At 71.2% G+C, this 19013-nt stretch carries 20 protein-coding genes; 9 read left to right on the forward strand and 11 right to left on the reverse strand.

Annotated elements, in window-relative coordinates:
• Positions 1-13: 13 nt before the first annotated feature.
• Genes VG296_RS24800 through VG296_RS24810 form a run of 3 tightly spaced genes read right to left on the reverse strand, consistent with a single transcriptional unit; the run spans position 14 to position 2882 of the window.
• Positions 14-802 (reverse strand): SseB family protein, encoded by a 789-nt coding sequence (locus VG296_RS24800; protein WP_325569654.1) that lies wholly within the window; start codon positions 800-802, stop codon positions 14-16.
• Complete coding sequence (locus VG296_RS24805) at positions 799-2079, reverse strand: S8 family serine peptidase (protein ID WP_325569656.1); 1281 nt, start codon at positions 2077-2079, stop codon at positions 799-801. Before VG296_RS24805 ends, VG296_RS24800 begins: the two co-directional genes overlap by 4 nt.
• Positions 2076-2882, reverse strand: coding sequence for a hypothetical protein (locus VG296_RS24810; RefSeq protein WP_325569658.1), 807 nt, complete (start codon positions 2880-2882; stop codon positions 2076-2078). The genes VG296_RS24805 and VG296_RS24810 overlap by 4 nt, the downstream gene beginning before the upstream one ends.
• Positions 2883-3043: 161 nt before the next feature.
• On the opposite strand from VG296_RS24810, the gene VG296_RS24815 reads away from it, so the two are divergent.
• A complete protein-coding gene (locus tag VG296_RS24815; protein ID WP_325569659.1) occupies positions 3044-4237 on the forward strand; it encodes an amino acid deaminase/aldolase in 1194 nt (397 codons plus the stop codon).
• Positions 4238-4352: 115 nt separating this feature from the next.
• Here the strand turns inward: VG296_RS24815 and VG296_RS24820 are convergent, their stop codons facing one another.
• Positions 4353-5888, reverse strand: a complete 1536-nt coding sequence (locus VG296_RS24820) for a glycosyltransferase family 39 protein (protein ID WP_325569661.1) — start codon at positions 5886-5888, stop codon at positions 4353-4355.
• Positions 5889-6020: 132 nt separating this feature from the next.
• Between VG296_RS24820 and VG296_RS24825 the strand changes: the two genes are divergently transcribed.
• Positions 6021-6977, forward strand: coding sequence for a 5'-3' exonuclease (locus VG296_RS24825; protein WP_414641133.1), 957 nt, complete (start codon positions 6021-6023; stop codon positions 6975-6977).
• 368 nt (positions 6978-7345) lie between these two features.
• Positions 7346-7555: a hypothetical protein gene (locus VG296_RS24830; RefSeq protein WP_325569665.1), complete on the forward strand. Its 210-nt coding sequence runs from the start codon at positions 7346-7348 to the stop codon at positions 7553-7555.
• 476 nt (positions 7556-8031) lie between these two features.
• On the opposite strand, the gene VG296_RS24835 is transcribed toward VG296_RS24830, so the two are convergent.
• A complete protein-coding gene (locus VG296_RS24835; RefSeq protein ID WP_325569667.1) occupies positions 8032-8622 on the reverse strand; it encodes a DinB family protein in 591 nt (196 codons plus the stop codon).
• An 89-nt stretch (positions 8623-8711) separates the two neighbouring features.
• Here VG296_RS24835 and VG296_RS24840 point away from each other — a divergent pair, with 89 nt between their 5' ends.
• Positions 8712-9794 carry a polyprenyl synthetase family protein gene (locus VG296_RS24840; RefSeq protein ID WP_325569669.1) on the forward strand — a complete coding sequence of 361 codons (1083 nt, stop codon included), beginning with the start codon at positions 8712-8714 and terminating at the stop codon, positions 9792-9794.
• Here the strand turns inward: VG296_RS24840 and VG296_RS24845 are convergent.
• A complete protein-coding gene (locus tag VG296_RS24845) occupies positions 9727-10473 on the reverse strand; it encodes a hypothetical protein (protein ID WP_325569671.1) in 747 nt (248 codons plus the stop codon). The two genes, VG296_RS24840 and VG296_RS24845, sit on opposite strands and share 68 nt — an antisense overlap.
• Positions 10466-11194: a class I SAM-dependent methyltransferase gene (locus tag VG296_RS24850; protein WP_325569673.1), complete on the reverse strand. Its 729-nt coding sequence runs from the start codon at positions 11192-11194 to the stop codon at positions 10466-10468. The genes VG296_RS24845 and VG296_RS24850 overlap by 8 nt, the downstream gene beginning before the upstream one ends.
• Before the next feature lie 46 nt (positions 11195-11240).
• On the opposite strand from VG296_RS24850, the gene VG296_RS24855 reads away from it, so the two are divergent.
• The gene (locus tag VG296_RS24855; RefSeq protein ID WP_325569675.1) at positions 11241-11528 is read left to right on the forward strand and encodes an antibiotic biosynthesis monooxygenase family protein; all 288 of its coding nucleotides are present in this window, start codon (positions 11241-11243) and stop codon (positions 11526-11528) included.
• 21 nt (positions 11529-11549) lie between these two features.
• On the opposite strand, the gene VG296_RS24860 is transcribed toward VG296_RS24855, so the two are convergent.
• Both VG296_RS24860 and trmB read right to left on the reverse strand, forming a co-directional pair.
• Complete coding sequence (locus tag VG296_RS24860) at positions 11550-12230, reverse strand: histidine phosphatase family protein (protein ID WP_325569677.1); 681 nt, start codon at positions 12228-12230, stop codon at positions 11550-11552.
• 53 nt (positions 12231-12283) lie between these two features.
• Positions 12284-13024 carry a tRNA (guanosine(46)-N7)-methyltransferase TrmB gene (trmB, locus tag VG296_RS24865; RefSeq protein WP_325569679.1) on the reverse strand — a complete coding sequence of 247 codons (741 nt, stop codon included), beginning with the start codon at positions 13022-13024 and terminating at the stop codon, positions 12284-12286.
• A gap of 118 nt (positions 13025-13142) precedes the next feature.
• Between trmB and VG296_RS24870 the strand changes: the two genes are divergently transcribed.
• Positions 13143-13880: a PadR family transcriptional regulator gene (locus VG296_RS24870; RefSeq protein ID WP_325569681.1), complete on the forward strand. Its 738-nt coding sequence runs from the start codon at positions 13143-13145 to the stop codon at positions 13878-13880.
• Between the two features lie 100 nt (positions 13881-13980).
• Positions 13981-14661, forward strand: a complete 681-nt coding sequence (locus tag VG296_RS24875; RefSeq protein ID WP_325569683.1) for a uracil-DNA glycosylase — start codon at positions 13981-13983, stop codon at positions 14659-14661.
• Positions 14662-14709: 48 nt separating this feature from the next.
• Here VG296_RS24875 and kynU read toward each other — a convergent pair whose 3' ends face one another.
• Both kynU and VG296_RS24885 read right to left on the reverse strand, forming a co-directional pair.
• Entirely contained in the window at positions 14710-15897 is a 1188-nt protein-coding gene (gene kynU / locus VG296_RS24880; protein ID WP_325569685.1) for a kynureninase, read from the reverse strand.
• A complete protein-coding gene (locus VG296_RS24885) occupies positions 15894-16613 on the reverse strand; it encodes a tryptophan 2,3-dioxygenase family protein (RefSeq protein WP_325569687.1) in 720 nt (239 codons plus the stop codon). Before VG296_RS24885 ends, kynU begins: the two co-directional genes overlap by 4 nt.
• 72 nt (positions 16614-16685) lie before the next feature.
• Between VG296_RS24885 and VG296_RS24890 the strand changes: the two genes are divergently transcribed.
• Together VG296_RS24890 and VG296_RS24895 are read left to right on the forward strand one after the other, a co-directional pair.
• Positions 16686-17141, forward strand: coding sequence for an Lrp/AsnC family transcriptional regulator (locus tag VG296_RS24890; protein ID WP_325569689.1), 456 nt, complete (start codon positions 16686-16688; stop codon positions 17139-17141).
• A 345-nt stretch (positions 17142-17486) separates the two neighbouring features.
• Positions 17487-18902 carry an alkaline phosphatase family protein gene (locus VG296_RS24895; RefSeq protein ID WP_325569691.1) on the forward strand — a complete coding sequence of 472 codons (1416 nt, stop codon included), beginning with the start codon at positions 17487-17489 and terminating at the stop codon, positions 18900-18902.
• Positions 18903-19013 lie beyond the last annotated feature (111 nt).

Raw genomic sequence — 19013 nt, forward strand, 5'->3', positions numbered from 1 at the left:
TCCGTCGGTTCCGTCAGTTGTTCGAGGCCGAGTCGGGCGCCAGCACGATCTGCAGTCCGCCGGAGAGCCGGTCGCGCAGCAGCGGGTCCTCCGAGATCCTCGCCGCGACCTGCTGCAGGGGCTCGGTGAGCCGCACCGGTTCGGTGCCGGGCACGAAGCCGAGCGCCAGCATCGTGACGTCCTCCGCGGCCTGGCCGAGCCGCGCCGAGTCGAGCACCCGGGAGATCTCCGGCACGCTCGCGAGCACCCGCTTGATCGCCTCCATGACCTCCGGGTCCACGGCCGGGGGCAGCGGCTTGCGCTGTTGCGCGAAGGCCCGCAGCGGGCTGCCGGAGATCTCGAACTGGCCGGGTCCGCCGAGGTCGAGCAGCAGCACGGCGGCGTTCTCCTGCAGGGTGGCGGCGGCCGCCGTCTCCACCGAGACCGGGATCGGCCGCGCCTGCGGGTGGCCCGCCTCCGCCGCCCATTCGGCCAGCGCCCGCACGGAGGTGAACGCGGGCAGGGCCTTCGTTCCGTCGCCGGCCACCAGCGTGACCACCGCCATGTCGCTGTCCTTGTCGCGGCGCAGCGGCTCGCCGTCCGGGCCGAGCGTCTCGGCCGCCTCGGTCTCACCGAGCACCGCGACCACCGGCACCAGCACGCGTCGGCCGACCAGTGCCGCGTACGCCGGGTACACGGCGGCCTCGTCGCGCCGGGCGGCGGCCAGCACCTCGATCAGCGCGGGGTCGGCGGTCCCGTCGTCACCGTCGAATCCGGTGGACAGCAGATTGCGCTGATGCGCGGGGCCCTGGGTATCGCTCATTCGTCCGACCCTAGCCGAGGGTCGGGCATCGGCGGCGCCTGGGGCTGGGCGAATTCCACGATGTCCACTTCGAACAGCGGCGGCTTCGGTCGGCGCAGCAGCAGCATCGCCACGACGAGCGCGATCGCCAGCAGCACCGCACCGCCGATCTCCGCGCGCGCCCGGCCGCTCAGGCCGGAGGAGCCGAGCGTCACCTTCTCGGTCGGGCCGTAGCCGAAATGGCCGGAGGCGACGCCCGCCCCGGCCTTGGGCACCGTCTGCAGCCCGCTCATCGACTTCGCGGCCTGTAGCGCGCCGACCGGGTTGACGATGCCGAAGCCGATCCGGTCGTCGCGGCCGCCGCCCGGCTTGGCGTTCGCCGTCGTCTCCAGCAGGGTCCTGATCTGCTCGGGGGTGAGCGCCGGGTTCTCGGCCTTGAGCAGCGCGACGACGCCGGAGACGTACGCGGTGGCCTGGCTGGTGCCGCTGCCCTCCATGTACGCGTCGTCGGCGTCGAACGCGTCGCAGGGCAGGTTGACGCCGGGGGCCGCGACCGACACGTCCCAGCCGGTCGTGGAGAAGTTCGCGTGGTTCCCGTTGTCGTCGACCGCGGCGACCGTGATCACGCCGCGCTCGCCGCCGGGGTACGAGATCGGGTTGCCCTGCGTCGCCCCGTTGCCGGCCGCGGCGACGACCACGACGTTGTGCGCGAGGGCGTAACGGATCGCGTCGGACTCGGCGGACGAGTCGTCGCCCGCGTCCGACTCCTCACCGCCGAGGGACATCGATATGACCTGCGCGCCGTGGTCCACCGCGTATTTGATGCCGTCCGAGATCGGCGTCGCGTCGCTGGTGGCCTGGCCGAAGTCGGGGGCGTCGTCGTCGCGGATGACCCGGACGGACAGGATGTGCGCGGCGGGCGCGGCGCCGAGCATGCCGTCGACGCCGCCGTTGCGGCCGTGCCCGGCGATGATCGAGGCCATGCAGGTGCCGTGCTCGCCCCAGCCGGACTCGCCCTGCTTCTCGATGCCGCCCGCGTAGTCCGGTCCGGCGGTGACCTGGCCGGTCAGGTCGGCGCGGCCCTGCACGACGCCGGTGTCGAGCAGCGCGACGGTCACTCCGGACCCGGTGCTGATCTGCTGCGCGGCCGGGAGGTCCAGATAGCCGAGCGGCCATTCGGCGGTGCGTATGGCGTCGGCGGCGGCCGGGGACGCGCCGAAGGTCGCGGAGGCGATGACGCAGGCCAGCGCGCCGACGAGCCCGCCGAGAGTTCGTGTCCTGCGGGAATCTGCCGTCATGACCGGGCTCCGCTCACGGAGGGGTACCGCGCGCTGAAGCCGACCATGGTCGTGCTGGACAGGTCGTCGGCCACCTGCACCGGCGGCGAGTCCGACTGCAGTTCGGACTCGCCGCCCAGGTCGTAGGCGGCCGCCGAGGGGCCGAGCCGTCCGTCGGCGAAGCCGGAGACGGCGAACGCGATGTACGAGCCGTCGTTGGAGATCGCCGACTTCCAGGCGACGCGCTGCGCGTTCTGGAAGGAGGCGGCGAGCGAGGCGCGGACCGGGTAGGCCGAGGGCATCATCGAGTACTGCCGGGCGTACGCGTCGGCCGTCCAGTTCTGGAACAGCACGGCGCGCTGGGCGCTCGTGCCGCCGACCGCGACCAGGCCCACCGTCGCGACCACCGATTCCGTCGAGTCGATGTACGTGGCCTGCACGACGTGCTCGCATCCGGCCGCGCCGAGCGCCTTCACGAACGTGCCGGGCAACTGCGCGCAGGACACGGCCGGGTCCACGCCGAGCCGGTAGTAGGCCTCCGTGCCCTCGCGGTCGATCTTCGGCGGCAGGATCTGGTCGGCGCTCGCGCTGCGCCAGGCCGCGCGCGCCGCGATGTCCGAAGCCCCGGCCGACGAACCGGCCTTGGCCCCCGCGTCGTACGAGGGCGTTCCGCCGGACAGCGCGAACGCGATGCCGGACACGGCCAGGGCGAGCAGCGGAACGAGAATGGCCGCGACCACCCGTCCGGGTGAACGGCGAGGACCCGGTGGCAGCCCCGCGGTGTCCGGGAAGCCCCCGTCCGCGCCGAATGCCTGCGAGTCCACGCCGCTCCCTCCGACCGGCGGGCCGCGCACCCGCCGAAAAGACGTTTCAACGAGGCACCATACAACGGAGTTCCGGCCCTCTTCTCGGTCATCAACTCGAAACCGTTCCGGGACACGTTCGCTCTCGCCCGGCCCCTCGCCCGCATGGCAGGGTCGTTAGCGTGAAGGACCTGGATCGGCTGAACCACGCCACCGCGCACCTCGACCCGCCGTTGGCGGTGGTCGATCTCGCGGCGCTGCGCGAGAACGCCGCCGATCTGGTGCGCCGGGCCAACGGCAAGCCCATCCGGGTGGCCTCGAAGTCCGTGCGCTGCCGGGAGATCCTGCGCGCGGTGCTGGAGATGGACGGGTTCGAGGGCGTCCTGGCCTTCACCCTTCCGGAGGCGCTGTGGCTGGCCGAGTCCGGCTTCTCGGACATCCTGGTCGCCTACCCGACGGCGGACCGCGCCGCGCTGCGCCGGCTGAGCGCCGACCCGGTGGCCGCCGACGTGATCACGCTCACCGCGGACTCGGTCGAGCAGCTTGACCTGATCGAGAAGGTCATGGCCGAGGTGCCGGACGCGGCTCCGGTGCGGATCAGCGTGGACATCGACGCGTCCTGGCGCCCGCTGCGCGGCAAGCTGCGGGTCGGCGCCCGGCGCTCCCCGCTGCACAGCGTCGAGGCCGTGTCCACGGTGGCCCGCGAGGCGGCCGACCGGACCGGGCTGCGGCTGGTCGGGCTGATGGCGTACGAGGCGCAGATCGCCGGGGTGGGCGACCGTCCGCCGGGCCGTCCCGCGCGCGGCCTCGCGGTCCGCGCGATGCAGGGCCTGAGCGCCGCCGAGCTGGCCGAGCGCCGGGCCGAGATCGTGGCGGCGGTCAAGGAGATCGCGCAGCTGGAGTTCGTCAACGGCGGCGGCACCGGCTCGATGGAGCGCACCGCAGCCGAGGAGGCGGTCACCGAGATCGCCGCGGGCTCGGGGCTGTTCAAGCCGCGGCTGTTCGACGGCTACCGGAACGTGGGCGGCCGCCCGGCGGCGCTGTTCGCGCTGCCGGTGGTGCGCCGCCCGGGCCTCGGCGTGGTCACCGTGCTCGGCGGCGGCTACCTGGCCTCCGGCGTGCCCGGCAAGGACCGGCTGCCGCAGCCGTACCTGCCGAAGAAGCTGCGCTACGACCCGCAGGAGGGCGCGGGCGAGGTGCAGACCCCGCTGCTCGGCCCGACGGCGGACGACCTGGCCGTGGGCGACCGGGTCTGGTTTCGGCACGCGAAGGCCGGCGAGCTGTGCGAGCGCTTCGCCGAGCTGCACACGATCGAGGGGGACAAGGTGACGGCGACCGTGCCGACGTACCGCGGCGAGGGACGCACGTTCCTCTGAACTCGCTCCGCTGAGTTCGCTGTCACGTTCGTTCGCTGCAGTTCGCTGTAACCTGAGTTCGCTGTCACGGCCCTGACAGGCGCCATGCCCGTGACGTGCGTGACGTGACGGCGCGTCAGCGGCGCTCGAGCAGCGTGACCGTGACTCCCCAGACGTGCCAGACCTGCACGGTGTTGTACTTGAGCATCAGCGCCAGGGACCAGTCCGCGCGCTCCACCGCGTACGGCGCGACGAAGCCCGTCTCCAGCATCCAGACCCGGTCCGGTGCCTTGGCCAGGCACGCCACGGTGCTCGTGCAGTACACCGGCGTGAGGCTGTTCTGCTGCGTGTCGGTGTCCTGCACGAAGATGTCGCGCAGCTGCTCGTCGGCGGGCAGGTATTCGTTCACGCCGAGGTCGATGTGCACGGAGCCGCCGAAGGTCGCCGCGTCGCCCGGCTGGTAGTTCGCCTTGACGATGGCCGCGGCCGCCGAATAGTCCTCGGGCAGCACGGAGGCGCCCGGGTAGTCGTACTTGAAGTGGCTCAGGTGGCCGTGCATCTGGAGCTGGTCGACGGAGACCGCGACCGCGGTGACCAGGACGATGGCGGCCAGGGCGACGTTCCGCGCGGGCCAGAGCCGGTCCACGGCCACCGCGATGGCGATGGCCCAGGCGGGCAGCACGAAGAGCAGGTAGCGGGCGAAGGAGTCGAACCCGAGGCCGAACAGCGACACGAGCCAGAGCGCGAGCACCGGGAAGGTCGCGGACGCCAGGATCGTGAGCTCAGACCCGCGCTTGCGGTGCGACAGCAGCAGCGGCAGGGCGAGCAGCACGAGCAGCGAGAAAGGGGCCGAGCTGCCGATGTCCCTCCACATCGACGGCAGGTCCGAGACGGTCGCGCGGTTCAGGTCGCCGAGCTGGTTCTCCGCCTCGAAGGCGCCGAGGATGATGATCGGCGCGTCGATGAGCAGCGCTACGCCGACGGCGATCGCGAAGGGCTTGAGGTATTCGCGGCGGCGCGTGGCGCGGTCGTCGCTCTCGGCGCGCGCCCTGCTGAGCACGGCGACCGCGTGGCCCGCTATGGCCATCAGCGCGATCAGGTTCAGCGCGCCGGTGAGGGCGAGCATCGCGCCGTAGATCTTCCAGCGCCGCGGGCTCGGCTTCTCCAGCGTGCGCAACAGGAGCAGGAACGCGGCGGCCGCGCCGAACACGACGAAGCCGTAGGACCGGGCCTCCTCGGCGTACCGCGCCACGCCCGGGATGAGCGAGAAGATCATCGCGGCGGTGAACGCGATCCGTCTGTCGAAGAGCCGCTTCGCGATGGCCGAGGTGCACGCCGTGGCCCCGCACATCGCGAGCACGCTCGGCAGCCGCACGGACAGCGGCGAGGTGCCGAACACGGCGATCCAGACGTGCATGAAGAGGTAGTAGAGGGTGTGCACGGCATCGACGTGCCCTGCGGTGGCGATGATGCCGGTGAACGGCCGCCGAGCGATGTCGACGGTGCTCAGCTCGTCCCACCACAGGTCGATCGAGGACGCGCGCCACAGCCCGAGAACCGCCGTGACCAGCACCGGAACCACCCAGAGCCGAGCCAGCCAGGTGGGCTCGGGCTCGGTGACCGTGTCCGCCGGAGTGGACAGAGGGACGGCAGCACGCGGTTGCGTGAGCATGCGACTCCCCCTCTTCCTGTTATGTATCCGGGCACGTCAGTATATGGACCGCACCTGAAGGGACGCGCAGTACGGGGTGGGTGGCACGCCGCTTAGACACGATCGTGACATCCTTGCAATGTGGCTCAGCTGATGCTCCTCGACACGCCCACCCTCTATTTCCGGGCGTTTTTCGCATTGCCGGACTCGATGACGGCTCCGGACGGCCGTCCGGTGAACGCCGTGCGCGGCACCCTCGACTTCATCACGCACCTGGTCACCCACTACCGCCCCGACCGGCTCATCGCCTGCTTCGACGCCGACTGGCGGCCGGCCTTCCGGGTGGAACTGCTGCCGACGTACAAGGCGCACCGCGTGGTGGAGGAGGTCGCCGTCCCGGCCGCGCCGGACAAGGGCTCGGCGAGCGCGTCCGTCGAGGAGATTCCCGACACGCTCACCCCGCAGGTCGCGATGCTGCTCGAAGTGCTCGCCGCGTTCGGCATCGCGGACGGCTGGGCGCCCGGCTTCGAGGCCGACGACGCGATCGCCGCCTACGCCGCGCTGCACCGCTCGACGGACGGCGGCCCGCTGGACGTCGTCACCGGCGACCGCGACATGTTCCAGCTCATCTCGGACGCGGAGGGCGTGCGCGTCTTCAACATCGCGCGCGGCGTGGCCAAGCTGGAGATCCTCGGCGACGCGGAGCTGAGCGCCAAGTACGGCGTGACCGGCTCTCAGTACGCTGACTTCGCCACGCTGCGCGGGGACCCGAGCGACGGGCTGCCCGGGGTGGCCGGAGTCGGCGAGAAGACCGCCGCCGCGTTGATCAACGAGTACGGCTCCCTGGCCGAACTGCTCTCAGCGCTCGACGACCCTGGCTCCGCGCTCAAGCCCGCTGTACGCAAGAGACTCAACGACGCCACTCAGTACCTGGCAGTCGCACCCGACGTCGTCCGAGTCCGGGCCGACGCCCCCGTCACCAAGGCCGATCCCGTCCTGCCCACCATTCCGGCACACCCGGCCCGGCTGGGCGAGCTCGCCGGGCTCTACGGCCTGGAAGGTCCGATCAAGCGGCTCACCAAGGCGCTGGCCGCCGGCGCGTCCGCGTAGTCCGGTGCCCTCGGAGAAGATCGGGCGCGGTTTGTCGGCACGGATCCCGAGCATTCAACGAGTCCATCCGCCGAACGGGAAGCAGAGTTCTGTCGCGCAGAGTCACGCAACCATCGCTCCGTGCCGACCCCGAACAAACTTGGTTCGGCACAGTCGCCCCCCGTCGCCACCCGGACAGTGCGCTCACACGCCACGGGGCTACACCACAAGGGGATGTCATCGTGCCGTACCGGGCGCCGCCTGCCCCACGAATATTTCTAACCACTGCTATCAATTATCTGCTTTTGACGCAGTGCTTCCGATCACAGGAGTCAGTCCGGAGAAACAGTGCCTTGAGAAACTTGACCCGAAGGTCCCGCGACCGGGACATGTTCCAGCTCATCTCGGACTCGGCGGGCGTGCGCGTCTTCAACATAGCGCGCGGCGTGGCCAAGCTGGAGGTTCTCGGCGAGGCGGAACTGAGCGCCCGGTACGGCGTGACGGGCTCTCAGTACGCTGACTTCGCCACGCTGCGCGGCGACCCGAGCGACGGGCTGCCCGGCGTGGCATCGGCGAGAAGACCGCGTCGGCGCTCCTGACCGAGTACGGCTCGCCGACCGGGCTGCCGGCGGCGGCCGAGGATCCCGCCTCCGCGCTCAAGCCCGCCGTGTGCAAGAGGCTCGAGGCCGCGGAGGGCTACCTCAAGGTCGCGCCGGACGTCGTCCGCGTGCGCGCCGACGCCCCGGCACCGAGGCCGACTCCGCACTGCCCTCGGCCCCGGCCGACCCCGACCTCCTCGAAGACCTCGCCGAGCGCTACGGTGTGGGCGGTCCCGTCAAGCGCCTCAGCAAGGCGCTGGGCGGCGGCTGAGTCGGGGCTGGAGCAAGGCTTCAGCACGGGCTCAGCCAACTGCCGCACCCGTGGGTGGTCGCCGTATACGTCGAGCACGGTGATTCGACCATCCGCGACGGTGAATGCCATAAGCGCGAACGGGCGGCCCGATCACTCCCGAGAGCCGCACGACCGTCACCGTCGCGCGAGCCGCGTGAGCTGAGTGAACTGAGGAAACCCGCAGCTAGGAGGCGGAGCCGCGGCGCCAGGGCTTGACGAAGCCGTTTTCGGGCCAGCCTTCGACGGCGGCGCGGAGTTCGACGGCTTGGGCGCCGTCGATGGTCTCGCGGACGACGTCGGCGTGGCCGGCGTGGCGGGCGGTCTCCTCGATGAGGTGGACGAGGACCCAGCGGACGGTCCAGGCCTCGATGTCCTTGGGGAACCAGGGGACGCTCTGCGGCACCGGGACGGGGTGGTTGAGGCCGGGGGCGGCGAGGATCGTGCCGTCGGTCTCCTCGGCGGCGCGCTCGTAGTCGGCGAGCAGGTCGGCGACCGGGGTGTCGGCCGGCTCGAATGACTCGGCGTGCTTCTTGAAGTCGGCGCCCTGGTGCTCCTGGCGGATGAGGCCCGCCCAGTTGCGCTCGACGGCGGCGACGTGCTTGATCAGGCCGGCGACGCTGAGGGTGCTGACGGAGGGCGAGAGCCTGGACTCCTCGTCGGTGAGGCCGTAGAGCGCGGCGCGGAGGGTGGCGCGCTGCATGTCGAGGAAGCCCAGGAGCACCTCGCGCTCATCGGTGCCGATCACGTTGCGTTGCGTCGGTGGCTTTGGCGTCATGCGGTCAGCCTCGCATCGGGCTCCGACAATTTTCGCGGTAACCGGCCGGATGCGGTGATTGGGGGTAAGTGAGAGTCGTGGAGACTCCCGTGAGTGAGATCGATGACGTGCTGCGCGGCTTCTTCGCGGAGCGACTGGCCGAGGCCGGCGACTCCGAGGGGGTCGGCGGGTTGTACGCGCCGATCTCGGACCTCGTGCTGCGGGGTGGGAAGCGGCTGCGGGCGCGGTTCGTGCTGCTGGGCTGGCGTGGGACGGGGGCTCGGACGACGTCGGGAGCCATCGGGGCCGCGGCCGTCGTTGAGCTGCTGCACGCGTGTGCGCTGATCCACGACGACGTGATGGACGGCTCCGCGACCCGGCGCGGAGCTCCCGCCGTGCATCGGGCGTTCGCGCAGCGGCATCGGCGGGGCGGGTGGCACGGGTCGGGGGCGCGCTTCGGGATGTCGGCCGCGATCACGGCCGGGGACCTGTGCCTGGTCTGGGCCGACCAGCTGTTGCGCACGTGCGGGCTGGCGCCTGCGGCCGTCGGGCGTGCCCGGCCGGTGTACGACGAGATGCGCGCGCTGACGATGCGCGGCCAGTACCTCGACCTGCTGACTCAGGCGTCCGGGGAGCCGTCCGCGGCGGCTGCTCTGGAGGTGGCGCGGGCGAAGACGGCGGCGTGCACGACGACGGGGCCGTTGCGCTTCGGTGGCGCGCTGGCCGGTGCGTCGGATGAGCTTCTCGCAGGCTACGCCGCGTACGGCGACGCGCTCGGGGTCGCGTTCCAGCTGCAGGACGACCTGCTCGGCGCGTTCGGCGATCCGGCCACGACCGGGAAGCCGTCGGGGGACGATCTGCGTGATGGGAAGCGGACGGTGCTGCTGGCCGAGGCCGTCGCGCGGGTCGCGGATCAGCGTGCGCTGGAATCACTCGTTTCGCGGGGCACGGACGAGGCGGTGGATGAGCTGCGGGACCTGCTGGTTCGGAGCGGGGCGAGGGAAGCCGTCGAGGGGCGTATTCGCCAGCTCGGGCGTGAGGCGACGAGGTACGCGCGCGAGCTGCCGTTGGGCGACGAGTCGGTGCGCAGGGAGCTGATCGAGCTCGTCGAGATGGTGACGGACGTCAGCCTGCCCAGCGCGCCAGTAGCAGCGCCACCGCGAATGCAGGAACCGCCAAGGACAGCAGCTTGAGCGCGCCGTCGAGGGGTGCCAGGAGTACGTCGCGGTCGATGCGTTGCGATCGCTCGTCCGTGAACTCGATGTTGCCCTCGACCTCGATGGCGTAGCGGCGCAGGGCTCGCGCGGGAGTGCTGAGTCGGCGTTGGGCTGCGGAGAGCGCGGTGGCGGCGAGGACGACGAGGATGAGGGCGAACGTGCCCGCGACGGTCCATGGCGGCGCTTGGGCGACGTAGCCGACCGCCGCCGGGAATCCGCCCCAGGCGAGGGCGAATCCGAGGTCTGTGTGGAGCACGCCGCCGAACAGCTCCAGGTTGTACCCGAGGACGAGCACGGCGCCGACCACGATGAAGGGGATGAGTACGAGGCCGGTGTGGCGCAGAACGCTGATGCCGAGGGCGGCGGCTCCGGCGAGGCTGAGGATGGCAGCCGTCCACAGGGCTCCGTCGCTGATGCGGGTGCCGAGCGGACGACCGTTCCATTCGTCGAGTGCGTGCGCCGCGACCCCGACCGCGAGCAGGAACCCGGCGAGGCTGAGCCAGCAGACGGCCCAGTCGATGTGCGGGGCGAGGCCCGCGCCGATCGCGACGTAGGCCAGATGCCAGGCGGTGTACGGCGGGTGCAGGATGGTCAGCCAGTCGGCGGCGCGTGAACCGCTGCGTGCGTAGAACGCCGCGGCGGGTGTCTCAGACATCCGCCTTGCGCCCCCACATCACCAGACCGCCGCCGAGGCTCATCTGCCGGGTCCGCACCTCCTCGATTCCGGCGGCGCGCCAGTAGCCGACGATGCTCTCCACGGGATTCACCCGGTAGTGGCCGCTGATCGAGGGGCCGAGGAAGTTGCCGACGCGGGCCCATTCGCGGCCGCCGGTGAGCATCCCGGCCGCCGGGAGCACCCCGCGCGTGTAGCCGTACCAGGCCGCGTGCAGGGCGGGATTGCCGGGGACGGCGAACTCGAGGCTGGCCAGCGCCCCGCCTGGCTTGAGGACCCGCGCGAGTTCGACCAGGGTCGCGGCGGGATCGTCGACGTAGCGCAGCAGATACGTGAAGGTGACGGCGTCGAAGGTGGCGTCCGGAAACGGCATCGCCTCTGCCTTGCCCAGCAGCAGCCTGATCCGGTCGCCCCTCCCGCGCCGGGCCACGTTCTCCCGGCCGCGTCGCAGCATCTGCTCGGTCAGGTCCACGCCGGTCACCTCGACCTGCGCGCGATCGGTCCAGTGCAGCGCGACCCCGGCGGTGCCGGTGGCCACGTCCAGCACCCGCCGCGCGTCGGGAGCGGTGCGCAGCGCGGCGTCCACCATCGCGTGCCGCCAGCGGCGGTTCTGGCCGAACGATAAGAGTTCCGCGAGTAGGTCGTAGCGCTGCGGGAGGCCGCTGAACAGGTCTTGGGCGTCTACCTCGACAGGGTTCGGCATGTGCGGACTCCTACCCGCTGCCGGGCCGAGAATGTACGCTGTCCGCATGATCGTGGAGCACGCCGAATTCACCATCGCCGAGTCCGACGCGGAGAAGTTCGAGGCCGCGTACGCGCAGGCACGGGAACTGCTCGCACAGACCGAGGGGTTTCAGTGGGCGCACATGCACCGCGGGATCGAGCGGCCGGGCAGCTACCTGCTGCTCGTCGGCTGGGAGTCCCTGGAGGCGCACACGGTCAACTTCCGCGAGTCGGACCGCTTCCCGCGGTGGCGCGCGCTGATCGGCCCGTACTTCGCCGAGGCCCCGACGGTCGAGCACTACCGAGAGGTCTGAGACCAGGTCACGCGAGCCCGCTCAGCTGCTCCACGTCCGCTCGGGCTCGGGTAGGTGCGAGTCGTCGTTGAGATAGAGCAGCGCCCACTGGCCGGCCGGATCGGCGCCGGGCAGCGGTGAGTGCAGGAGCCGCCAGCCGCTGAGCGCGGTGTGGCTGATCAGCGGGAACGTCCAGCGTGAGGCGCCGACGGGCAGCCGCATGAAGGTGTGCATCGCCGAGGCCGAGGTCTCCGCGTGCGCCACGACGAGGACCCGGCTTTCCGGGTAGCGCGCGGCTATGTCCAGCAGGGTGCGGCCGGACCGGTTCAGGTAGCCCTGCCAGCTCTCGCCGCCGGGCGAGGGCGCGGTCTCCGGGTCGAGCGGCGGGATCGTGCCGATGAGGTTGGTCTTCGGGTCCCAGGGGTGCTGGCCGTCGACGCCGTGGTCGGCGACGCGCAGGCCGTCCACGGCCTCGACTCGAACCCGCGGGCCGAGCGCGGCGGCGATGTGCTCGGTGGTCTCGACGGCGCGGCGGGTCGGGGAATGGCAGATCGCGTCGAAGGGCCGGGTACCGGTCATCCGCTTGGCGAGCCGGGCCGCGACGAGCTCGGCCTGCGCGTGACCGCGCTCGGTCAGTCCCCGGCAGGATCCGGTGAGGTTCAACAGGAACTCGACGTTGTCCACTGCCTGACCGTGCCGGACCAGCACGAGCTCAGTCGCCACTGACCTTCTCCCCCTGTGTCGTTCGATATCGCGCGGTGTCGTTCGTGGAGCCGTCAGATCTTCGTGAAGGACAGGTCGAAGACCTCGCGGCCCTCGCGTACCGCGCGCGCCTCGAACTTGGTGACCGGGCGGTGCGTGGGCCGCGGCGCGTATCCGCAGCCGGGGTAGCGGTTGCGCAGCCAGGGTTCCGCGCTGAGCACGACGAGCATCTCCGCGGCGTACTCGGCCCAGTCGGTCGCGCAGTGCAGCAGGCCGCCGGTGCGCAGCCGGTCCGCGATCAGAGCTATGACTTCGGAGCGGACGATGCGGCGCTTGTGGTGCCGGGCCTTGGGCCACGGGTCCGGGAAGTAGATGTGCACGGCGTCGAGCGCGTCGGAGGGGATCTGCCGGCGCAGCAGGTCGAGCGCGTCGCCGGAGGCCGCGCGCACGTTCGTCAGCCCGGCGCGCTCGGCCATCCGCAGCACGTTGCCCAGGCCGGGGGTGTGCACGTCCACGGCCAGGAAGTCGAGGTCGGGCTTCGCGGAGGCCATCGCGACGACGGCGTCGCCCATGCCGCAGCCGATCTCCAGCTGCAGCGGCGCCGTGCGGCCGAACAGCCTCGCCAGGTCCAACTCCTCGCCCTCGGCCGGAATCTCCAGGCCCCAGCGCGGCCAGAGCCGGTCAATCGCGTTGTTCTGCGCGACGGTGATCCGGCCGCGGCGCGGCTTGAAGGTGCGGATGTGTCGCGACGGCGGCGCGGAGGCGGTGGCCTCGGCCAGCGCGACGGACGGCTGGGAGTTGGCTGACGTGCTCATTCGCTCCAGGGTAGCCGCCCGCGCAAGAGGGGCTTGCGTTCCGACAGTTAGCGATATATCGTTAACACGTCGAAGAGATGCTTCGACAGGACCAATCTAGTCTTAAGGAGATCCTCCCATGAGGAAGTTCGATTCGGGCCTCGAAGGCCCGCACCCCGAACGCCGCGGCCGTCGCCGCGGTGACGAGCGCCGTCGCGGCGAGCGCGAAGAGGGCTTCGGCCCGCGCGGCCGCCACGGACATCATGTGCACGGCGGTTTCGCCGGGCACGTCAGTACACCCTTCGGCCCTGGTCCGGGCGGTTTCGGCCCCGACTTCGGTTTCGGTCCCGGGCCCTTCGGCGGCCCGCGCGGCCGTGGTCGCGGACGCGGCCGGGCCGGTCGCGGCGACGTGCGCGCGGCGATCGTCTCGCTGCTGAGCGAGCAGCCGCGCAACGGCTACCAGATCATTCAGGAGATCAACGAGCGCACCGGCGGCCTGTGGCGGGTCAGCTCGGGCTCCGTCTACCCGGCGATCTCACAGCTGGAGGACGAGGGCCTGATCGAGCCCACCGACGGCGAGGGCCGCAAGCTGTTCGCGCTGACCGAGGCGGGCCGCGCGCACGCCGAGGAGAACGCCGAGCACCTGGCCCGGCTGTGGGAGGCCGGCGGCGAGGACTCGCGCTTCACCGAGTTCCTGCGCTACCGCGAGCTGATGGGCCAGCTGATCGCAGCGACCCGTCAGGTCAACGAGGTCGGCTCCGCCGCCCAGCGCGAGGAGGCCAAGCAGGTGCTCGTCAAGGCCCGCCAGGCGCTGTACAAGATCCTCGCCGCCGAGCCGGTCGACGAAGACCCCGCCGAGCCCGCCGACTCGGTCTGATGCACACCGGGGGACGACTGCCGTCGCAGAACCCTGAACTCATCGCCACTGCGGCGGACCGGCGGAATCCCGTCGGTCCGGCGCGGTAGAGTTCCGGTCCATGGCAGCGCGACCCCTCCACGAACTCGTCGACGCAGGCTGGGCGAAGGCCCTCGAACCGGTGGCCGGCGGCGTCGCCTCGATGGGCGAGTTCCTGCGCACCGAACTGACCGCTGGCCGCGGTTATCTGCCGCCGGGCCCGCAGGTGCTGCGCGCGTTCCAGCAGCCCTTCGACGGCGTCAGGGTGCTGATCGTCGGCCAGGACCCCTACCCCACTCCGGGGCACGCCGTGGGCCTGAGCTTCTCGGTCGCGCCGGAAGTGCGGCCGCTGCCGGAGAGCCTGGTCAACATCTTCCGCGAGTATTCCGCGGACCTCGGCCTGCCCGCCCCCTCCAACGGCGATCTGAGCCCCTGGGCGGAGCGCGGCGTGCTGCTGCTCAACAGGTCCCTGACCGTCACCCCGCGCCGCCCGAACTCGCACCAGGACAAGGGCTGGGAAGCGGTGACCGCGCAGGCCATCACCGCGCTCGCCGGTCGTGGCACGCCGCTGGTGGCGATCCTTTGGGGACGCAACGCGCGCAACCTGCGTCCGCTGCTCGGCCCCGGCGTTCCCTGCATCGAGTCCTCGCACCCGAGCCCGCGCTCGGCCGACTACGGGTTCTTCGGTTCGCGCCCGTTCAGCCGCGCGAACGCCGCGCTGCAGCAGCTCGGCGCCGAGCCGATCGACTGGCGGCTGCCCTAGCCTCAGGCGCGGGCAGCCGCACCGGCCTCATTGCTCATGCCGTATCGCTTATGCCGTCAGTTCGGCGAGTGTCGTCGCGGCGCGGAGCGCGTCGGCGTGCGTGTTGTAGAGCGCGTTGAAGCCGTAGCGCAGCAGGTCCGGCTCACGCTTGTCCCCCACGACCCCGCGCTCGGCGGCAGCCGGGACCAGCTTCGCCGCCTCCGGGTGGCGAAGGGTCACCTGGCTGCCGCGCCGCTCCGAAGCTCGCGGGGTGACGATTTCGAAGCCGAGGCCGCCGAGCAGCGCGTCGCAGCATTCGATGAAGAACCCGGTCAGGCTGAGGCTCTGCGCACGCAACGTCGCCGGCTCCACGCCGTCGAACGCGCCGATCGCCGCCTCCAGCGCGAGCATCGACAGCACGGTCGGCGTGCCGATGCGTGCCCGGCCGATGCCCTCGGCCGCCTCGTACGTGCCGCGCATCGCGAAGGGATCGGCGTGGCCGGTCCAGCCGGTGAGCGGCTGGCGCATCGCGGTGTGGTGCCGCTGCGCCGCGTAGACGAACGCCGGGGCGCCGGGCCCACCCGACAGGTACTTGTACGTGCAGCCGACCGCGAAGTCGACGTTCCAGGCGTCGAGCTCCAGTTCCAGGGCGCCCGCCGCGTGGCACAGGTCCCAGACGACCAGCGCTCCCGCCTCGTGCGCGGCGGCCGTGAGACCCGGAATGTCCCAGCGCTCGCCGGTCGCGAAGTCGACGGCCGGGAACGCGACGAGGGCAACCTCGTCGTTCATGGCGTCACGCAATTCGTGCGGCGTCACGCGACGCACTTCGAGGCCGAGCATCTCGCCCACGGAATCCGCGAGGTAGGCGTCGGTCGGGAAGTGCCCGGCGTCGGTGAGCAGCAGGCGACGGCGGGGGCGCAGCCGTGCCGCGGCCGTCAGGGTGTTGAATATCTGCACCGACGTGGAGTCGCCGACGACGGTCTGTCCGGCCGCCGCGCCGAGCAGCGTGCCGATGCGGTCGCCGAGCCGCTGCGGCAGCCCCCACCACGCCGCGTCCTCGCCGAACCACGAGCCGATCAGGCCGGTGCCCCACTGCCGGTGCACAGCGTCCCGCATGACTTCGGGCACCGCTGCGGGAAGGGCGCCGAGCGAGTTGCCGTCGAGGTACGTCACGCCGTCCGGGAGCAGGAAACGCTCGCGGCAGTGGCGGAGCGGGTTGGCCGCGTCGAGCGCTGCTGCGCGCGCTTCGAGTGTCATGCCCAGCACTCCGTCCGCACGTCCCAGAGCTCGGGCAGGTACTTCTGGTGCACGCCGCGGGCGAGCCAGTCCGCGCCCGAGGTCCCGGCCGAGCCCTGCTTCGCGCCCATCGACCGCCAGACGGACAGCAGGTGGCGCTGCTTCCAGCGGGTGAAGCGGTCGGCCGCGTCGAACAGAGCCTCGCCGAGGTCGATCAGCTCCGGGTACTCGGCGCAGTGGGCGTAGACATCACGCCAACCCTCCGTCAGGCCACGTCGTTCCAGCAGCTTCGTCGCGGCCTCCTCGAGGCTGGGCAGCCGCGGCCGGCTCGGGTACGGCACGCCGAGCGCCTGCTCGAGGTCGCGGTAGAGCTCCGACTGGACGCCGGAAGCCGCGCCGAACGCGTCGCGGAACTCGTCGAACTCCGCCGGGGTGAGCGTGCGCAGGGCCTCCCACGAGGCGATCAGCGCGTCCTGGACGCCGTGGCCGCGACGCAGGTCGACGATCGCGCCGCGCACGTCGTTGTCGTCGAGCTTCGCGCAGGCCGCGGCCCATTCGTGGTGCAGCAGCTTGAAGTACAGCTCCATCACCTGCGTGGTGATGATGAAAGACAGCTCAGCCGCCGCCTCGGTACGCGGCCATTGCAGGTCCAGCAGTTCGTCGAGGCACGCGTACTGGGCATACTCGCTCGAGGCCGTGCGGGAGCGCCCCACCTGGTCGGTCATCATGAGCTTCATGGAACCGCAGCCACGGCGAAAGATGAATGGCCGTCGGAGGCTGATCGGGGCAACTCGCTTTATGATCGAAAGGTGTCTACCCGTAATGAGTTTCCGGACGTAACCGACTGGCGGTTGATCGACGAATTGCAGCGCGACGGTCGGCTTTCCTTCAACGAACTCGGCCGCCGGGTGAGCCTGTCCGCCCCGGCCGTCGGCGAACGCGTGCGGCGGCTGGAGGAGCAGGGCGTGATCACCGGCTACCACGCGCACGTGGATCCGGCGAAGGTCGGGCGGACGGTGGCGGCGCTGGTGCGCATGTCCTGCTACGGGCCGAACTGCCTGTTGCGGCACCCGGAGGTGCTGGAGCGGGACCCGGCGATCCTCGAAGTGCATCGGCTCACCGGGGACTACTGCTGCCAACTGCGCGTCGCGGTTCGCACGATGGCCGAGTTCGAGGAACTGATCGATCGGCTGGCCGAGCACGGCACGCCCTCGTCCACGATGGTGCTCTCCTCTCCCCTGCTGTGGCGGCCCGTCGCGCGCTGACTCGGTTTACTTACCCACAAGGCGTAACGCACAGCGCGGCGCCGGGTCGCGCGCACCAGACTCGGGTGCACAGGGGTAGTGCAATGACTTCGGGAGGCCGAGATGATGTCACGCACATCGCGGATGCTGAAGTGGATCGGAGCCGGGACGGTGCTGTTGGCGGCCGCCCCGATCGCGTGGGCCGAGGAACCGAGTCGGCCGAATCCTGTCGTGGTACCCGAAGTACATAGAAACACGCGGGTCAGCGAACCAGCGCACCCTCCGTTTCACGGTACGTGTACCTCCTGTCACCTCACCGTGCCACACTCGACCCAGGCACGGTGAATCTGACGGAGGGTCATAAACATGACAGCGGACACGACGGCGGGCGCCGCCTCGCAGCTCGGCGCGATCGAGCACATCGTCGTCCTGATGCTGGAGAACCGCTCGTTCGACCACATGCTCGGGTACCTGTATCAGGACTCGGGCAACGCCTCGCCGAGCGGCCAGCCGTTCGAGGGGCTCAGCGGGAGCGAGTCGAACCCGGGGACCGATGGGAAGCCGGTGCCGGTCTTCCCGATCAATCCGTCCGCCCCGAACGCCTACTTCATGCCGGGCGCGGACCCGGGTGAGGGCTACATGGCGACGAACAGCCAGCTGTTCGGCTCCAACACCGCGCCGAATCCGCCGACCGCGACGATGCAGGGGTTCGTCACCGACTACGCGTACACCATCGGCTGGGAGGCGAAGGAGGGCTGGTCGATCGTCAGCGGAACCCAGCCGCAGGACGTGATGGGCTGCTTCACGCCGGAGGCGCTGCCGGTGCTCTCCGCACTGGCCAAAGGCTTCGCGGTGTGCGACCACTGGTTCGGCTCGGTCCCGACGGAGACGCTGCCGAACCGCGCGTTCGTGCTCTCCGGCACCAGCCAGGGCCACATGGACGACAAGACGAAGACCTTCACCTCGCCCTCGATCTGCGCCTCGCTGACCAAGGCCGGGGTCCCCTGGAAGGTCTACGGCTACGACGCCGAGCCGCTGACCAAGCACACCTTCCCGGATCTGGCCGTGGCCCCGGCGGCGAACTTCGGGCTGTTCACCGACTTCCAGAGCGACGCGTCCGCGGGCAAGCTGCCGGGCTTCGCCTTCCTCGAGCCCTCCTGGGGCGCGACCGGCAACAGCCAGCACCCGAACTACGACGTGGCGCTCGGCGAGAAGCTGATCCACGACACGTACACGGCGCTGCGCAACGGCCCCGCCTGGGACAAGACGCTGTTCATCCTGACTTACGACGAGCACGGCGGCTGCTACGACCACGTGCCGCCGCCCACGAACGCGACCCCGCCGGACAACTCGGCGGGCGAGTTCGGCTTCGACTTCACCCGCTTCGGACCGCGCGTGCCGACCGTGCTGGTCTCGCCGCTGATCCCGGCCGGGACGGTGTACCGGGTGCCCGCGGGCGCGACGCCCTTCGACCACACCAGCGTGCTCAAGACGATCGAGCAGCGCTGGAGCCTGCAGCCGCTCACGGCGCGCGACGCGGCGGCGGTCGATGTCGGCGGCGTGTTGACGCTGACCGCGGCGCGCACCGACGACCCGCTGAGCGGCGTCGTCGTGCCGACCTCGGGCGGTACGACCCCGGCGGCGGGCAGGCCGACGCACCTGCAGGAGGTCTACGCGGATCTGCTGGCGCGTCAGCTTCCGCCCGGTGCCGAGATCCCGAGCCCGCGCACCGAGGCCGAGGCGACCCGGCTGCTGCGTCAGGGCGTCGAGCAGCCGCACTGATCCTCGCGAGCCGAAGCCGCGGAGGTGCGACAGCCCGCACGCCGCATGACAGACACCGCCCCGCCGCGCTTCTCGCGCGACGGGGCGGTGGGCGTCGTGGGGGCGACGGCC

The sequence above is a fragment of the Actinospica sp. genome (genome assembly GCF_035552695.1).
GTDB lineage: Bacteria > Actinomycetota > Actinomycetes > Streptomycetales > Catenulisporaceae > Actinospica.

Bases quoted from the DNA above. Each gene is read 5' to 3' on its own strand.
- VG296_RS24835 (WP_325569667.1), bottom strand. From the start codon at position 8,622: ATGACGCCAAAGCCACCGACGCAACGCAACGTGATCGGCACCGATGAG.
- VG296_RS24855 (WP_325569675.1), top strand. From the start codon at position 11,241: ATGATCGTGGAGCACGCCGAATTCACCATCGCCGAGTCCGACGCGGAG.
- VG296_RS24895 (WP_325569691.1), top strand. From the start codon at position 17,487: ATGACAGCGGACACGACGGCGGGCGCCGCCTCGCAGCTCGGCGCGATC.
- VG296_RS24830 (WP_325569665.1), top strand. From the start codon at position 7,346: ATGTTCCAGCTCATCTCGGACTCGGCGGGCGTGCGCGTCTTCAACATA.
- VG296_RS24805 (WP_325569656.1), bottom strand. From the start codon at position 2,079: ATGACGGCAGATTCCCGCAGGACACGAACTCTCGGCGGGCTCGTCGGC.
- VG296_RS24885 (WP_325569687.1), bottom strand. From the start codon at position 16,613: ATGAAGCTCATGATGACCGACCAGGTGGGGCGCTCCCGCACGGCCTCG.
- VG296_RS24800 (WP_325569654.1), bottom strand. From the start codon at position 802: ATGAGCGATACCCAGGGCCCCGCGCATCAGCGCAATCTGCTGTCCACC.
- VG296_RS24870 (WP_325569681.1), top strand. From the start codon at position 13,143: ATGAGGAAGTTCGATTCGGGCCTCGAAGGCCCGCACCCCGAACGCCGC.
- VG296_RS24850 (WP_325569673.1), bottom strand. From the start codon at position 11,194: ATGCCGAACCCTGTCGAGGTAGACGCCCAAGACCTGTTCAGCGGCCTC.
- VG296_RS24825 (WP_414641133.1), top strand. From the start codon at position 6,021: ATGCTCCTCGACACGCCCACCCTCTATTTCCGGGCGTTTTTCGCATTG.
- VG296_RS24845 (WP_325569671.1), bottom strand. From the start codon at position 10,473: ATGTCTGAGACACCCGCCGCGGCGTTCTACGCACGCAGCGGTTCACGC.
- kynU (WP_325569685.1), bottom strand. From the start codon at position 15,897: ATGACACTCGAAGCGCGCGCAGCAGCGCTCGACGCGGCCAACCCGCTC.
- trmB (WP_325569679.1), bottom strand. From the start codon at position 13,024: ATGAGCACGTCAGCCAACTCCCAGCCGTCCGTCGCGCTGGCCGAGGCC.
- VG296_RS24875 (WP_325569683.1), top strand. From the start codon at position 13,981: ATGGCAGCGCGACCCCTCCACGAACTCGTCGACGCAGGCTGGGCGAAG.
- VG296_RS24820 (WP_325569661.1), bottom strand. From the start codon at position 5,888: ATGCTCACGCAACCGCGTGCTGCCGTCCCTCTGTCCACTCCGGCGGAC.